This is a genomic window from Pseudomonas sp. Y24-6, assembly GCF_020295325.1.
GTDB lineage: Bacteria > Pseudomonadota > Gammaproteobacteria > Pseudomonadales > Pseudomonadaceae > Aquipseudomonas > Aquipseudomonas gregormendelii.
The window spans coordinates 1-13,480 of sequence record NZ_JACBXG010000014.1 but is presented as its reverse complement, the minus strand read 5'-3'; the positions used below and the strand labels follow the sequence as shown (position 1 = coordinate 13,480).

At 54.7% G+C, this 13,480-nt stretch carries 13 protein-coding genes and 1 pseudogene; 6 read left to right on the top strand and 8 right to left on the bottom strand.

All coding sequences use genetic code 11. From position 1 onward, the window contains the following. Nucleotides 1-93: 93 nt before the first annotated feature. Complete coding sequence (locus HYI44_RS23315) at nucleotides 94-1,200, top strand: NADH:flavin oxidoreductase/NADH oxidase (protein ID WP_122837646.1); 1,107 nt, start codon at nucleotides 94-96, stop codon at nucleotides 1,198-1,200. A gap of 73 nt (nucleotides 1,201-1,273) precedes the next feature. On the opposite strand, the gene HYI44_RS23310 is transcribed toward HYI44_RS23315, so the two are convergent. Beyond that, complete coding sequence (locus HYI44_RS23310) at nucleotides 1,274-2,899, bottom strand: glucan biosynthesis protein D (protein WP_122837647.1); 1,626 nt, start codon at nucleotides 2,897-2,899, stop codon at nucleotides 1,274-1,276. Nucleotides 2,900-3,283: 384 nt separating this feature from the next. Between HYI44_RS23310 and HYI44_RS23305 the strand changes: the two genes are divergently transcribed. From HYI44_RS23305 to HYI44_RS23295, 3 genes are all read left to right on the top strand, one after another. Then, on the top strand, nucleotides 3,284-3,469 hold the full coding sequence (locus tag HYI44_RS23305; protein WP_045061012.1) for a hypothetical protein: 186 nt from the start codon (nucleotides 3,284-3,286) through the stop codon (nucleotides 3,467-3,469). 137 nt (nucleotides 3,470-3,606) lie between these two features. After that, nucleotides 3,607-3,858 (top strand): AbrB/MazE/SpoVT family DNA-binding domain-containing protein, encoded by a 252-nt coding sequence (locus HYI44_RS23300; protein WP_225570628.1) that lies wholly within the window; start codon nucleotides 3,607-3,609, stop codon nucleotides 3,856-3,858. Beyond that, nucleotides 3,858-4,259: a type II toxin-antitoxin system VapC family toxin gene (locus HYI44_RS23295; RefSeq protein WP_045061014.1), complete on the top strand. Its 402-nt coding sequence runs from the start codon at nucleotides 3,858-3,860 to the stop codon at nucleotides 4,257-4,259. Before HYI44_RS23300 ends, HYI44_RS23295 begins: the two co-directional genes overlap by 1 nt. A gap of 28 nt (nucleotides 4,260-4,287) precedes the next feature. Here the strand turns inward: HYI44_RS23295 and HYI44_RS23290 are convergent, their stop codons facing one another. From HYI44_RS23290 to HYI44_RS23275, 4 genes are all read right to left on the bottom strand, one after another. After that, nucleotides 4,288-5,067, bottom strand: coding sequence for a hypothetical protein (locus HYI44_RS23290; RefSeq protein ID WP_225570627.1), 780 nt, complete (start codon nucleotides 5,065-5,067; stop codon nucleotides 4,288-4,290). 119 nt (nucleotides 5,068-5,186) lie between these two features. Further along, nucleotides 5,187-5,519 (bottom strand): DUF6124 family protein, encoded by a 333-nt coding sequence (locus tag HYI44_RS23285; protein ID WP_225570626.1) that lies wholly within the window; start codon nucleotides 5,517-5,519, stop codon nucleotides 5,187-5,189. Beyond that, the gene (locus HYI44_RS23280; protein WP_225570625.1) at nucleotides 5,516-5,818 is read right to left on the bottom strand and encodes a hypothetical protein; all 303 of its coding nucleotides are present in this window, start codon (nucleotides 5,816-5,818) and stop codon (nucleotides 5,516-5,518) included. Before HYI44_RS23280 ends, HYI44_RS23285 begins: the two co-directional genes overlap by 4 nt. Nucleotides 5,819-6,577: 759 nt before the next feature. Beyond that, on the bottom strand, nucleotides 6,578-7,681 hold the full coding sequence (locus tag HYI44_RS23275) for a polyamine ABC transporter substrate-binding protein (protein ID WP_225570703.1): 1,104 nt from the start codon (nucleotides 7,679-7,681) through the stop codon (nucleotides 6,578-6,580). A gap of 138 nt (nucleotides 7,682-7,819) precedes the next feature. Here HYI44_RS23275 and HYI44_RS23270 point away from each other — a divergent pair, with 138 nt between their 5' ends. Further along, a complete protein-coding gene (locus tag HYI44_RS23270; protein ID WP_225570624.1) occupies nucleotides 7,820-8,611 on the top strand; it encodes a helix-turn-helix domain-containing protein in 792 nt (263 codons plus the stop codon). Between the two features lie 120 nt (nucleotides 8,612-8,731). On the opposite strand, the pseudogene HYI44_RS23265 reads toward HYI44_RS23270, so the two are convergent. Next, nucleotides 8,732-8,917: pseudogene (locus HYI44_RS23265) on the bottom strand (transposase); the annotation flags it as partial. Between the two features lie 92 nt (nucleotides 8,918-9,009). On the opposite strand from HYI44_RS23265, the gene HYI44_RS23260 reads away from it, so the two are divergent. Then, nucleotides 9,010-9,252, top strand: coding sequence for a hypothetical protein (locus tag HYI44_RS23260; RefSeq protein WP_225570623.1), 243 nt, complete (start codon nucleotides 9,010-9,012; stop codon nucleotides 9,250-9,252). Nucleotides 9,253-9,709: 457 nt separating this feature from the next. Here HYI44_RS23260 and HYI44_RS23255 read toward each other — a convergent pair whose 3' ends face one another. Together HYI44_RS23255 and HYI44_RS23250 are read right to left on the bottom strand one after the other, a co-directional pair. After that, nucleotides 9,710-11,572, bottom strand: coding sequence for an NAD(P)/FAD-dependent oxidoreductase (locus HYI44_RS23255; protein ID WP_225570622.1), 1,863 nt, complete (start codon nucleotides 11,570-11,572; stop codon nucleotides 9,710-9,712). A gap of 64 nt (nucleotides 11,573-11,636) precedes the next feature. Next, a complete protein-coding gene (locus HYI44_RS23250; protein WP_225570621.1) occupies nucleotides 11,637-13,118 on the bottom strand; it encodes an APC family permease in 1,482 nt (493 codons plus the stop codon). Between the last annotated feature and the right edge of the window lie 362 nt (nucleotides 13,119-13,480).

Genomic DNA, 13,480 nt, shown 5'->3' with positions numbered 1-13,480 from the left:
TGCCCGCGGGGGCGGGTGCTGCAACTCTTTACTGTCACTCGTCGACTTTCAAACAGAACCCTGGAGCCTGCCCACTGATTTGAGAGGTGCCCCATGAGTCTGCTGCTTGAACCCTACACGCTGCGCCAGCTAACCCTGCTCAACCGCATCGCGGTATCACCCATGTGCCAATATTCGAGCGTCGATGGCCTGGCCAATGACTGGCATCTGGTTCACCTTGGCAGCCGCGCGGTGGGTGGCGCTGGCCTGATTTTTACCGAAGCCACGGCCATCACCGCCGACGGCCGTATCACCGCCGAAGACCTCGGCCTGTGGAATGACGAACAGATCGAGCCCTTGCAACGCATTACCCGCTTTATCGCCGCCCAGGGCGCGGTGGCGGGTATTCAGCTGGCGCACGCCGGGCGCAAGGCCAGCACTTATCGGCCGTGGCTGGGCAAGCACGGCAGCGTAAAACCGGACGACGGCGGCTGGGTGCCCGTTGGGCCTTCGCCAATCGCCTTCGACCCGCAACACACCCAGCCCACGCAGCTGGATGAGGGGGCCATCGCCGACATCATCCAGGCCTTTGTCGATTCGGCAAAACGCGCCCTGGTGGCCGGTTTCAAAGTGGTGGAGGTACATGCTGCCCATGGTTACCTGCTGCATCAATTCCTGTCGCCGCTGAGCAACCAACGTCGGGATCAATATGGCGGGTCGTTCGAGAATCGCATTCGCCTGGTGCTTCAGGTGACTGAAGCGGTAAGGGCGGTGTGGCCGCAAGAGCTGCCGCTGTTTGTGCGAGTGTCGGCCACCGACTGGGTGGAAGATGGCTGGAACCCGGATGAGACCGTCGAGCTGGCGCGCCGCCTGCAGGCTCTGGGGGTGGACCTGATTGACGTGTCTTCGGGAGGGACCGCGGTCAACGCGGAAATCCCGACCGGCCCGGGTTACCAGACCCGCTTCGCCGAGCGGGTGCGCAAGGAGTCAGGCATCGCGACCGGTACGGTAGGAATGATTACCGAACCTGCGCAAGCCGAGCACATCCTGCGCACGTGCCAGGCGGATATCATTTTCCTGGCGCGGGAGCTGTTGCGAGATCCGTATTGGCCGCTGCATGCCGATGATGACCTGGGAGGTCGCAAGGCCGTCTGGCCGGCGCAGTATCAGCGGGCGACGCATCGGGACCAGCCGATTCATGAGTCGGATTTGCGCGACTGAATGAGGCTGTAGAAACAAAATAGCCCCGGCCGGTTGGGTCGGGGCTTTTTAACGTCTTTTGATTTTTGCTACATCAGGTGTACTTGCGCTTGTCCGGCGCCGGCGGGAAGTACTGATACAACCAGGTCTCGCTCAAGGTGCGGTCGTTGGTGCGGATGAACAACCGCAGCTCCACCGGCTCCACGCTGTCGTTGGTCGGGTACCAGTCGAAGAGAATGCGAAAACCCTTGATGTCATCCAGCACCAGCACGCTGAAGTCCTTCACCTCGCCATTCGAACATGTCACCACCGGCTCGATACCGGTGCCCTCCGGCAGGCGATCCAGACCGCCGCCATTGAAGTCCACGGCAAACCGTCGCGCCCAGACTTGCGGGTAATGCTCGCCCGGCGCCCAGCCCTCGGTGAAGCCGCCCATGCCCGAGCGGGTCGCATTGACTCGCGCCAGTGGCGTGCCCACCGGTGGCAAGGCGCTCCAGTAGAGCTTGTAGCCGTAGTTCAGCGAGTCCCCGGCGGCCACAGGTTTCTTCGGCGTCCAGAACGCGACAATGTTGTCCAGAGTCTCGCCGGTCGTAGGAATTTCCAGCAAATCAATAGAGCCTTCGCCCCATGAGGTTGTAGGTTCTACCCACAGGCTTGGACGCTTGCTGTACCAGTCGACAGTGTCCTGGTAACTGGCGAACTCGTGATCGGTCTGCACCAGGCCGAAGCCCTTGGGGTCGGTGTCGGCAAACGCATTGAATTGCAGGGTCGCCGGGTTGTTCAGTGGCCGGCAGATCCACTCGCCGTTGCCGCGCCACATGGACAGTCGATCGGAGTCGTGAATCTGCGGATGAATGGTGTCGCACATGCGCCGCTCATGCGTGCCGCAGCTGAACATGCTGGTCATCGGCGCAATGCCCAGTTGTTCTATAGCGGTGCGGGCGTTGATGTAAGCGTCCACGGCCATGACCACCTGAGTAGCCTGGCAGTCGATATCGAACCGATAGGCACCGGTGGCGCTCGGCGAGTCCAGCAGGGCGTAGACCACAAAACGGGTGCTGTTCTTGTCCGGAGTCTCGAACCAGAACTTGGTGAAATCGGGGAATTCCTCACGCTTTTTGGCGTAGGTGTCGATCGCCAGGCCGCGCGCCGACAAGCCGTACTGGCCAGTCGCGTCGACTGCACGGAAATAACTGGCGCCCAGGAATGACAACACGTCGTGCCGATCCAGCTCGGGTGCCTTGAACAACTTGAATCCAGAGAACCCCAGGTCGCCCTTGAGCTGCTGGGTGTCGACCGTGGTTTTCTCATAATTGAACAGGGAAGGGCGGAAATGCACTTCACGGGCCTGACGCGTCTTGGGATCGACGCTGTACATGCGCACGGGCTGCTTGAACCCCATGCCGACGTGGAAGAACTGCACGTCGAGCTGACCGTTGAGGTCATTCCACAGCGAGTGATCAGCGTCGTAACGAATTGCATTGAAATTTTGCGGCGTCATGGTCGCCAGGGTCGGCGGCAGCACCTGCTTGGTGTCCTGGTAGCGATTGCCGGCAAGTTGCTTGGCCTGGATCTTCAGTGCTTCGAAGTCGAACGCCTGGGCATCGCCATCGGCTGTGCCATTAGCGGCCCAAGCCCGGGATGCCAGCAGTCCGGTAGCGGACAAGCCGGTGTAGGCCGCAATGGCCATGGACGCTTTGAGCAAATTCCTGCGGTGCATAAGTAAACCTGTCGTGAACAATCCCGCGCCGTTCCTGGCACGTGCTGGATCAAAAATGGGGTTCGGACATGCCTTCGGCCAAACGCAACGGACTCTAAACAGATGCCATTTAGCTTAAACCGTTCGATAGCAGAGCAAAATTGATTGATGGCATTAGGACAGTTCGGCAATGAAACAAAAAATGTCGGTTAACTTTTCTGACAGACCGTTCTGAATTTGAGGGCATTTCTGCTGTTTTCGACTAATTACTCTAAAAACTGCTTTTCAGCGCTGATTAACTTTCTATTCTATGGGCATGACCGGTTTCTGCCCTTCAGGCCGGTGGCTGCACAATTGGGGCGATGGGTATTTTGGTTTTCTCTGACATATGGAAGGACATCGTCCATGGCGAAAGTACAAGGCATTACCGAAATGTTAGGAATCTTTCCTTGCTTCAATGTCAGTCGTCGAAGGCGTCGATTGAGTTCGGATGAAATGAAACTGGTGGAGCAATACCGCGACCTGTCGGAAAGCGACAGGATCGCCATGCGTTACCTCGTGGATGCGATGCGAACCGTGTCGCGTTTTTGATGAGAATGGGATCGGCCGCGACGGGAGTTGCGGCCGAATCCTCTGAACGATGAGAATTTTCCTACGATCAGTGGCGGTTGCAGTCTCGAGAGCTAAGTATTACTTTCTGAGATCCGGTAATACTTCTGGAGCGCAATATGACGACGACAATGACGAGCAAGGGGCAGGTAACGATTCCCAAGCCCATCCGCGACGCACTATGTCTTCTGCCTGGTTCGGCCATCGAGTTCAGTGTTAACGCCCAAGGCGAAGTGGTACTGCATAGTTGCAAACCAAAAGCTGATCCTGCCAAATCAGTCATTCCGGACCGGTTTGAAGCGGCGCGTGGCAAGGCCGATATCAAATGGAATACCGACGAGTTGATGGCATTGCTGCGAGGTGAGGACTGATGATATTGGTCGACACGAACGTGTTGATTGATGTCCTGGAAGACGACCCTGTCTGGGCTGATTGGTCTATACAACAGCTACGCGCTCAATCCCAGATACATGAGTTGGCCATCAATCCAATAATCTACGCCGAACTGTCCCATACATTTACCACGTTCGAAGCGCTGGATGATGCGGTGACTCTGCTCGGTTTGGAGATGCAGGAAGTCCCACGTCCCGCATTGTTTTTGGCCGCAAAGGCTTTTGTTCGCTATAGGAAAGTAGGGGGCGGAAAAAGTAACGTGTTAGCGGATTTTTTCATCGGTGCGCATTCCGCTGTGAAAGAGCTTCCGTTGCTGACTCGTGATGCCAAGCGTTACCGCAGCTATTTCCCTTCGGTTGAACTGATAGTGCCTACGTGAGCCCTTCGTGGTGCCACGGATAGTTTGCCTATAAGGGTGATTCGTGGAGCTTCTGGGGGATAACCGGATTTTGCACGCGGGGCATGGCACGCGCTATCCCGTCCCAGTACTGCTGGGTGAGCATCAGGAAGCGGTTGAACGCTGCGCTGACTTCCTCAATGTGCTGGTCGGTGTTGCATGCCTGGCTGGCGGCTTTCACGGCCTGGATCTGGTGTTCTTTTTCCGCATCGCCGATGTGGATGTAAAAATACTCGCAGTGTTTATGAAAGTCGTCGTTATTGGCATACAGGTGCTTATAGTTGCGCGCCCCTTCGTACAAACGGATGAGCATCGGATAGGCCAGCCATTCCTGAGCCAACAACGCGCCGAGTATACGGCGCGGATTTTCGTGATCACCGTCGATATAAAGCCTCAGTTTTTCGCGATTAAACGTGTGGCTACTGTCCAGCACAGGCAAAGCCGTGAGTTTGTCCATGCGATATGGCTGACCCGAGAGACGGCTGAGAAGATCGATCAAATAATTTTCCAGACGGGTAAGGTGGGCCTTTTCCCGGTTGCCGTGGCCCTTGTCGGGGTAGCGTTTTTTGATGATTTCGAGTTGTTCGTACAAGTTGCCCGTATTCACCAATGGCAGGGCAACCCTAAGAGAGGTCTGCGTAGTGCGGGCCAGGTAGTTTCGAGCAAACACTTCAACGTCGGCGAGGGGGAGTGGGCCAGCCAGCCATCGTCGGTAGAAAATGTTATCGAGGGCGTTATGGGTAAGCACACTTTCGGCGAGGGACTGGATTTTTCCCATCATTAACGTCATACAAACTCCAGCATATCGAGGGATATGAAAGGGCCGGGACTTCGCCAGCATCTCGCGCACTGCGCGCCATTCAATACCAGCGCAGGTCTCAAGTCCCTGGAGCGTGATCTCGGCACTCCTCAGAGGGCATTATCGGACGGTGTCTCAGGTAACCCGGCGGGTGGGTCCAGGTTTTCCAACGCCCGGTTGACCAACAGTCCGGCCAGCTCCGCCAACTGGAGGATCGCCAGAGCGGCGTTGCGATGAGGACTTTCGAGACTGTGGGCAAGATTGGTGCTCATGACGTTGAGCGAGCCCAATGTTTCACAGGTTTGGGCGAGCAGCGACAGCGTGTCGAGGTTAGGGTGGAGGGTGAAAAAGTGGCTGATGGGATCGGAGAGTTTGGATGAGTCAATGTCATCGTTGGCTGAAGCATCGGGTGATTGCGGGGAGTTGGGGGTAGTCTTTTTCATGTCGGAGATCCGTGCAAGTTTAAGGCTAGGCCGAAAAGGTCAATGATGTGGTTGCTGGGTATCGATTTTCTTACATTCGTGTCCGGGGCAAACGTACTTACCGCAACATCGTCTTGGTTCCGGCCAACGTTCTCTTGATCCCCTTTTTCAGCCGGTGCAAGTTCGGGGAGCTTAACAAACAGTGCCTTGTTATCCATTGCGATGCGTTCCATCACCGCTAGGGCGATGTTTTCTCGCCCCGCCCGAGACGTAATACATGGCCCATGCTTGTTCGGGCATGCTGTGGCCGATTTGTTCATCAATATCCTTGTAGGTTTTTTACTCGTCTGACTACAAGGGGCATTGGCAATCAGCTTGGTAGATGATCTTTCCCCTTCCCTAGAACTTCTGTGACAACCTCTTAGTATGTAGGCTGATAAGGGCTACCCCTGCACCCTACGTAAACACCTGTGCTCCAAGTAAGTGCTTGGCTATCGCCGAAGTTTTATCAATTATGCATACAGAATTTTCCTTTCAGGTGCCCGTGCGAAGCCCCAAGCCCCAAGCCCCAAGCCGTTAGGCGCGGGGGATATTGATTGACTTGGAAGAGTCCGCCTTATCCGTCTCCTCGCCCTGAAGGGCGAGTGGAAAGCGGATTGCGAGGTGACAAAATCGACTTGAAGTAACAAAAACCTTAGTATCAACAATAGATCTAAATATATTTATCAACTCGTGGTGATATAAAATTTTTTGTGAAAGTGCATGATCTTTGACGCGTCGTGAATGGCAGATAAAGGCCCTTCGTAAAGCTCAAAATCTACGCCAGTACGAATGGGTCGGCTTACTACTGTGGGGCGCCTCATTACTAAGCAGTTATAAAAGAAATTTCGCACTTAAAAGTGTTGTGCGGCGAATAAGATTTACAATGAGCTTTAATGCTTTGTCGGGAGGATTACTTCTTTTGAGTTATAGCCCCGCATCATGCTTTCGGAGAATGTCTTCAATGCAGCTCCACCGCTGAACATTCAAACCAATTGATTTGTTGTCCAGCGGCATAAAGCTATTTCAACCAAGTCGTATCACGTGCCACTCTTCACTTTGGTCCACACCCGGGTGCGAATTCGCTCTATTTTCAATGGCAGTGGCTCAAGTGGAATAAGTGTAGCAATAGTTTTTTTGTCTGGATAAATCCAAGGATTGTCTCGCAGCTTCCGTTCGACAAATTCAGTGGCATCTTTGTTGGCGTTAGGATATAGAGTGTGGTTTGAGGTCTTGGCAATAATTTTTGGTTGCAACATATAGTTAATAAATACCATGCCTGCCTTTGGGTGGGGAGCGTCTTTTAGCAGAACCAGGTTTTCCGACCAAACCAGCGCTCCCTCACGAGGAAGGCTGTAGGAAATCTTGCGACCAGTGCTGGCCTTCTCGTTTATGGCCTGTGCAGCAAGGGCGCCATTAGCCCATCCCACAACTGCACAAATATTGCCATCAGCTAGGTCGGCGTCGATCCTGGATGAGTCGAAGTAGAGGATGTAGGGGCGGATTTTTAATAGCAGGGCTTGAGCCTTCTGATAATCATCCGGGTTCCTGCTGTTGCTGGGGAGCCCAAGGTAATGCAGCGCAATCGAAATGATCTCACTTGGAGAGTCGAGCATTGCCACGCCACACGATTTAAGTTTGCTGATGTTCTCTTCTTTGAAAATCAAATCCCAGCTGTTCACCGGTGCATTATCACCCAATGCCATTTTGACCTTATCAACGTCATAGCCAATGCCGGTGGTTCCCCATAAGTAGGGCACAGCGTAGCGATTACCAGGATCATTGACCGCGACTTGGGACAAGATATCAGGATCGATATGTGAAAAATTACTCAGTTGATTACGATCCAACGGCTGAAGTACTCCCGCCTGGATCAAGCTTGGCAACACATTGGAGGTGGCTACCACCACGTCATACCCTGTGCGCCCAGCCATTACCTTACTCTGCATAATTTCGGCACTGTCGAACGCATCGATATGAATTCTGGTGCCGGTATGCTGCTCGAACTCCTTCGGGGTCTCCGGTGCGATAAGCCCGAACCAGTTAAACAGATACACCCCCGGCTCTACAGCCCCCACTGATGTACATATTCCTACACAGAGAAGCGAGGCTAAAAAAAGGTTTCGCAAATGTGATTTTCTCATGTAACTTTCCTTGTCAAGACGATGTTCCATCACGGCCATCGTTAGCTCTGCTAATCAATATACCGGTCATTGTCGAATAGTAAATACCCACGAATACTACCTCTGGCCTACGGATTCCTAACCCTAAAGGGGTAGAAAATGCCACTCGATCTTCATAGCCTGGCTTGGCACCGATCCATTGGAAAGCTGGTCATGCAGTTGAACCGTCCAGAATTCTGGAGCTCACTTATTCGTATGTTAAATGAATATGTGCAAATCGATAATTGGGTTGTAATGATTTTTAGCAGTCAACAGGTACAAGTTGTTAGTCTTCCTGAGGTGGCTGATACAGAAGAGATAGATGCGCTCCTTCATCGCTATGTGAAGGGGCTTTATCTGCTGGATCCATTTTATATAGCTAATCGAGAAAACCCCCAGAGCGGTTTCTTTCATCTGCTGGATATTGCGCCAGAGTATTTTATGATGACTGAGTATTATCATCAGTATTTCGCACAGTATATTTCAGTAGATGAAGCGCAGTACAATGTTCAACTCGATTCCGATAGAACTCTATGCATTTCCTTTGGCAGTAACGTCCGTTTTGATCAAGAGCAAATAACAATGCTTGATATTATCAAGCCATGGGTGATTGCGTTAATGTATCAACGCATGTGTTTTGAGGTCGATGTAGAGAAAAATCTCACCAAGCTACCTCTATGGCCAGAAACGATTATTCAGCTTGGCACACAAGTAACAGCGCGCGAAAATGACGTGCTAAAATTGTTACTGAGTGGTTTCTCTAATAAGGAGATAGCTGGGAAGCTATCGCTGTCGACAGAAACTATAAAAGTTCACCGTCGCAATATTTACGCCAAATTAAACATTAAATCCCAGGCCGAACTGTTTTCTAGATTTTTTATGCCGAAACAGGATATTCTCTCTGCAAATTGAAGGCAGAGGCTTTGATCTGGATATTACTTATAACGAAGGTCTGAAGTGCGCCCCGGTTTTTGACGCCTCGCTACCGGAGGCTTAAAAATCATAAGTCGGTCGAAAATCATACATGCTTATGAAGTTGAGGGTCGTGGTTTTATTGGGAGTCCGAGCCAGATTCAAACCAGCGAGCCGGCGCAGAATCGCCGTTTCATACAGTGATTGTTGCATCGCCGGATCGCTTTAGCCGAACCAGTCTTACATCAAATTAACCCGCATGGCCATCAATGGATACACCGGACGGCCCCCTTGGCCCTTTGGATATTTCACCAGATCTGGACGTCTTTTTCAGACGTTTCCCTAAAGCAGATAGACGCAAAAATTTACGTCGCGGCATTAACATGGAGGTGAGCTAAATGACTACTGTATTTATTGCAGGCTCTATTAATATTAAGCACCTTGATCCGAAGGTGAAGGAGCGTATCCATGATATTATCGATTCGGAGGTTGAGGTCGTGGTTGGCGATGCAGGTGGAGCTCATACATCTATTCAGGAGTATCTGTTGAGCTTGGCTCGATCGAGAACTATCATTTACTGCAGTGGGGTGACCCCGCGAGACAATCTTGGCGAATGGCACGCTAGAACAATGGAAACCTAGCACTCCAAAGGGGCGCGAGCATTTTTTACCGCGAAGGATATTGTCACGGCCGAGGCCGCTGATTACGGCTTGACGATAGGGGTTGCAAAAAGTACAGGGCACTAAGCAAGGTAGTGGAACTGTTATCTCGAAAGAAAAAGTCGCTCGTTTTTTTAATGAAGAAAAAATATTTAACGTGGTAGGAGTGTGAGTCGGCTTGAGGAGCTTCTTGCGTTTATGCCAGATCAGCTAAATAAAAAGCGGGATGAAAACAGCACGTTGTTTATCGCATATCCTTGCTGAAGCACGATCAAACAGAGCTGTTGCTTGAATAGATTTCTCTTGGTTTGATTCTCCTTCCCTAGCCGTGTGAGAAAAAGGGCTAGTTCGATTCCTGCGCGTAACGGCGCTGGGGGGCAAGTATTTACCAACGAACTGCCCAAAACCGTGCCCGCATTTCTACGGGCAGGTCATTCAATCAACCCACTTCCCCCACTGCTCGATACGCCTCATCAATCGCCGCATGCGCATAAGCGCTCCACGCCGCGTCCGAGTTGGCGATGCTGACTCGACCCACGGGCTGACGCGCCAGGTTCATCAGTTTTTCGCTTTCATCCGCATCGTCGTACAGGCTGTTGGAGAAATAGGCGTAGCCGTGCGACCAGCGATTGACCGTGATCGCCAGGATGTCGGTCTGGTGGTTGAAACCGCCAGGGCCGAGCATGCGTTGCAGTTGATCGCGCAGTTGCGCTTCGAGTTGTTCGAACGACTGGCCGTACAGCCGACCACGGCCGGCGCGAGCCTGGTCGCGGGCGTTCATGCCGCTGTTGGGGCTGGTGGGGACGTAGACCATGTGCAGGCCGATGGGTTGTTTCGGGTCGCGAGGATGGTCGTAGCCACCCATGCTGACCGGGTAATCGAGCTTGATGCGGCTGTAGGGTTGGGTCGCGGCATAGATTTCGTGCACGCCCAGCTTCTGGAACGACTCCCAGTTGCGGATCACGACTTTGGTGTAGACCAGCGGGAACTTCACATTCTGGCTCAGCGCGTGCGACTGCTCGGCTGACAGGTCCCGCAACAGGTACGGGATGACCATGTTGTAGCAGGCCATGATGCAGTGTTTGCCGCGCACCTGGTTGAGTTGACCGCCACGGCTGTAGCCGACGTTCACGCCATTGCCGACGTTGCGTACGCTGACCGCCGTACTGTTGAGGCGGATGCGCACGGCGGCCTTGGGCTGATCGAGCCTGGCGTAGTCGAACGGGGCGAGGACCACATCGTCCATCGTGTGTCCCGGTGCGACGGACGGGATCAGGCTGCGTACCAGCAGGCGGGCAAGCGATGCGTTGCCGTCGGGGAAGTGGTAGATGTAGGGCTCTTCCATTTCCGCCCGGGCTTCTTCGCTGATGGGTTCCAGATTCATCGCGCTAAAGCCTGGGAAACCGACCGAGTAGGCGTCGGAAGCGGCGACGGCGTCGATGCTCAGCGCCATGAAATCATTGGTGCGACTCTGGAAGTACTTCACCGCCTGGGCTGACAGTCCTACGTCCTTGAGCAGGAAATCCTGGTAGCTGGTGGCTTCCAGGTGCGCGTTTTTTTCCTCCGTGGTCTTGCCGGCCAGATAATCCTTGGGCGTCATGTGCAGCGCAATCAGCGCCTGGCGATCGGCTGGCGGCAGCGGGAAGTCGTTGATGAAGTCGGTGATGGAACGGGCGTGGAGCTGATCGGGGGCAATGTCGTCAGCCACCATCGGTGTCGGGTCGCCGCTGACCAGTTTGTCTTCGCCGAAGTTTTCCTTGTCGAAGAACACCGCGCGGGACAAGCCCAGGTCGGGATAGAACTGGCGGTCGAAGGCGGTCTCGAAGCGCTTGATGTCGACACCCAGTTTTTTCAGCAGGCCGTTCACCTCCTTGCTGTACAAATGATTGGGCGACTGGAAGGCTTCGCTGCCGCCGTAGCCGATGATGGTACGACCGCCGGCCGAGAACTCGTTGCGCTTGGCGTGACCGCCAAAGTCATCGTGGTTTTCCAGAATCAGGATGCGTGCTTTTGGATGTTTCTCACGGTAAAACCAGGCTGCGGACAGACCGCTGAGGCCTCCTCCGACAACCACAAGGTCATAGTCCTCGGTGATGGGCAGCTTGTCGGTGTCGAAGACCTTTTTCTCCCAGCCCATCTGGTGGGCAATTTCGAAGGAGCCAACGTGGCTGCCGCGCAGGCCGGTGAGGGCAGGCGGGTAATAGCGTCCATCGGGGGCAGCCTGAAGAATCTGCAGTGGCGTCATGCCGGCAGCGATAGTGACTGCAACGCCGTTGAGGAAGTCGCGGCGGGTGATGTCCATGTTCAATCCTTGTGGGTTTTCATAAATCACCCCGGCACCCGCTCAGGTGCCGGGGCGAGGGCCGTTACCGGCTGATTTTCCAGGCATCGCCCGCAGGCGCGGTGCCGTGGTCGTAAGGTTTGGCGAGCCACATGTACAGCAGGCCCAGGCCAATGACGATGGCGGTGCTCAATACCATGGCGTAGTTGACGTACCAAGCCGCATCCGGGGTGCGTGGCCAGGCCATGTTGATGATAGCGGCGACACCATAGACCAGCGCGCCGATATTGATCGCCCAGCCCCATGCGCCCAGGGTGAACTTGCCGCTCGGCTTCCAGCCCTTGATGCGTGCATACAGCGCTGCCAGCACAATCATCTGGAAGGCGAGGTAAATACCGATTGCCGCGAAGCTGACGATCGTTGCGACCGCATCCTGCAGGAAGAAGCCCAGCACTATGATGAGTGCGGGCAGAACGCCGGACACGAACAGCGCAGCAACCGGCACCTGGGTTGTAGGAGAAATCTTCTTCAGCAGCGAACTGCCGATGACCATTTCATCTCGCGCGTAGGAGTACAGCAGGCGACTCGCCGCCGCTTGCAGGCTGATGACGCAGGAGATGAAGGAAACCATCACCACGGCCATGACCACTTTAGAGCCCACCGGGCCGAAGGCGTTGTTGAGGATGGTGGTGACCGGGTCCTTGTCGGTGCCATTGATGACCGCTTGCATGTCAGGCACGGCGAGGATCAGTGCCAGGCAGGCAAACATTGCCGCGATGCCACCGATGTAGATGGTCATGCGCATGGCCACGGGGATCTGCTTGCTCGGGTTTGGGGTTTCTTCGGCGACATCGCCGCAGGCCTCGAAGCCGTAGTACAGGAACATACCCGCCAGCGAGGCGGTGAGGAAGGCGGGTAGGTAGGAGCCGTTGATGCTGATGTCGAAGGTGTTGAACAGCACGCTCAGCGGTTGATGGCGCTCGAACACCAGCAGGTACACACCCACGATCACCGCGCCTGCCAGCTCGCACAGGAAGCCGAACATGGCGATGCGCGCCAGCACTTTGGTGCCGCTGAGGTTGACCAGGGTGGCGAACAGCGTCAACACCAGCGCGATGATGATGTTGGTGTTGTTGCTGGGTTCGAAACCGAGCATGGCCGCCAGGTACGGGCCGGAGCCGACTGCCACTGCCGCAATGGTTACGCACAGCGCGATGGAGTAGATCCAGCCGACCATCCACGCCCAGCGCTTGCCCATCAGGCGACGCGCCCATGGGTAGACGCCGCCGGAAATGGGGAACTGCGAGACCACTTCACCGAAGATCAGACACACCAGCAACTGGCCGCAACCGACCAGCAAATAGGCCCAGAACATCGGTGGTCCGCCGGCGGCCAGGCACAGGCCGAACAAGGTATAAACCCCGACGACCGGTGATAGATAAGTGAAGCCCAGAGCGAAGTTTTCCCACAGGCTCATGCTGCGGTTGAAGTTGGAGGTATAACCCAGCTTACGTAGCTGCTCGGCATCGCTGTCGGCGGCTGTGGGGAGATCGGTTGATGCACTCATGGTCTGTCAGCTCCGGAAAATCGGCAGATTTCGGATGTCCGATGCCGTGGCGTGGCTGTGACAGCGCGCCCGGTTCGGTGGTTTTTGTTTTGACTTCTTTGGGGTGGTGCCTGGTGGTGCGTATTGCCGGTTTCTGCCTTGAAACCGAAGTGACGCCATCGCTGGCAAGCCAGCTCCCACATGATTTGTGGTTGACCGCAGAGTTGGGTACGTCCCCAACCCTTGTGGGAGCTGGCAAGCCAGTTCTCACAGGTTTTGTGGTTGACCGCAGAGTTGGGTACGCCCCAACCCTTGTGGGAGCTGGCAAGCCAGTTCTCACAGGATTTGTGGTTGACCGCAGAGTTGGGTACGTCCCCAACCCT

What these genes read in the sequence shown, in the direction of transcription:
- HYI44_RS23315 (WP_122837646.1), top strand. Translation starts at nt 94, where the DNA reads ATGAGTCTGCTGCTTGAACCCTACACGCTGCGCCAGCTAACCCTGCTC.
- HYI44_RS23310 (WP_122837647.1), bottom strand. Translation starts at nt 2,899, where the DNA reads ATGCACCGCAGGAATTTGCTCAAAGCGTCCATGGCCATTGCGGCCTAC.
- HYI44_RS23305 (WP_045061012.1), top strand. Translation starts at nt 3,284, where the DNA reads ATGGCGAAAGTACAAGGCATTACCGAAATGTTAGGAATCTTTCCTTGC.
- HYI44_RS23300 (WP_225570628.1), top strand. Translation starts at nt 3,607, where the DNA reads ATGACGACGACAATGACGAGCAAGGGGCAGGTAACGATTCCCAAGCCC.
- HYI44_RS23295 (WP_045061014.1), top strand. Translation starts at nt 3,858, where the DNA reads ATGATATTGGTCGACACGAACGTGTTGATTGATGTCCTGGAAGACGAC.
- HYI44_RS23290 (WP_225570627.1), bottom strand. Translation starts at nt 5,067, where the DNA reads ATGACGTTAATGATGGGAAAAATCCAGTCCCTCGCCGAAAGTGTGCTT.
- HYI44_RS23285 (WP_225570626.1), bottom strand. Translation starts at nt 5,519, where the DNA reads ATGAAAAAGACTACCCCCAACTCCCCGCAATCACCCGATGCTTCAGCC.
- HYI44_RS23280 (WP_225570625.1), bottom strand. Translation starts at nt 5,818, where the DNA reads ATGAACAAATCGGCCACAGCATGCCCGAACAAGCATGGGCCATGTATT.
- HYI44_RS23275 (WP_225570703.1), bottom strand. Translation starts at nt 7,681, where the DNA reads ATGAGAAAATCACATTTGCGAAACCTTTTTTTAGCCTCGCTTCTCTGT.
- HYI44_RS23270 (WP_225570624.1), top strand. Translation starts at nt 7,820, where the DNA reads ATGCCACTCGATCTTCATAGCCTGGCTTGGCACCGATCCATTGGAAAG.
- HYI44_RS23260 (WP_225570623.1), top strand. Translation starts at nt 9,010, where the DNA reads ATGACTACTGTATTTATTGCAGGCTCTATTAATATTAAGCACCTTGAT.
- HYI44_RS23255 (WP_225570622.1), bottom strand. Translation starts at nt 11,572, where the DNA reads ATGGACATCACCCGCCGCGACTTCCTCAACGGCGTTGCAGTCACTATC.
- HYI44_RS23250 (WP_225570621.1), bottom strand. Translation starts at nt 13,118, where the DNA reads ATGAGTGCATCAACCGATCTCCCCACAGCCGCCGACAGCGATGCCGAG.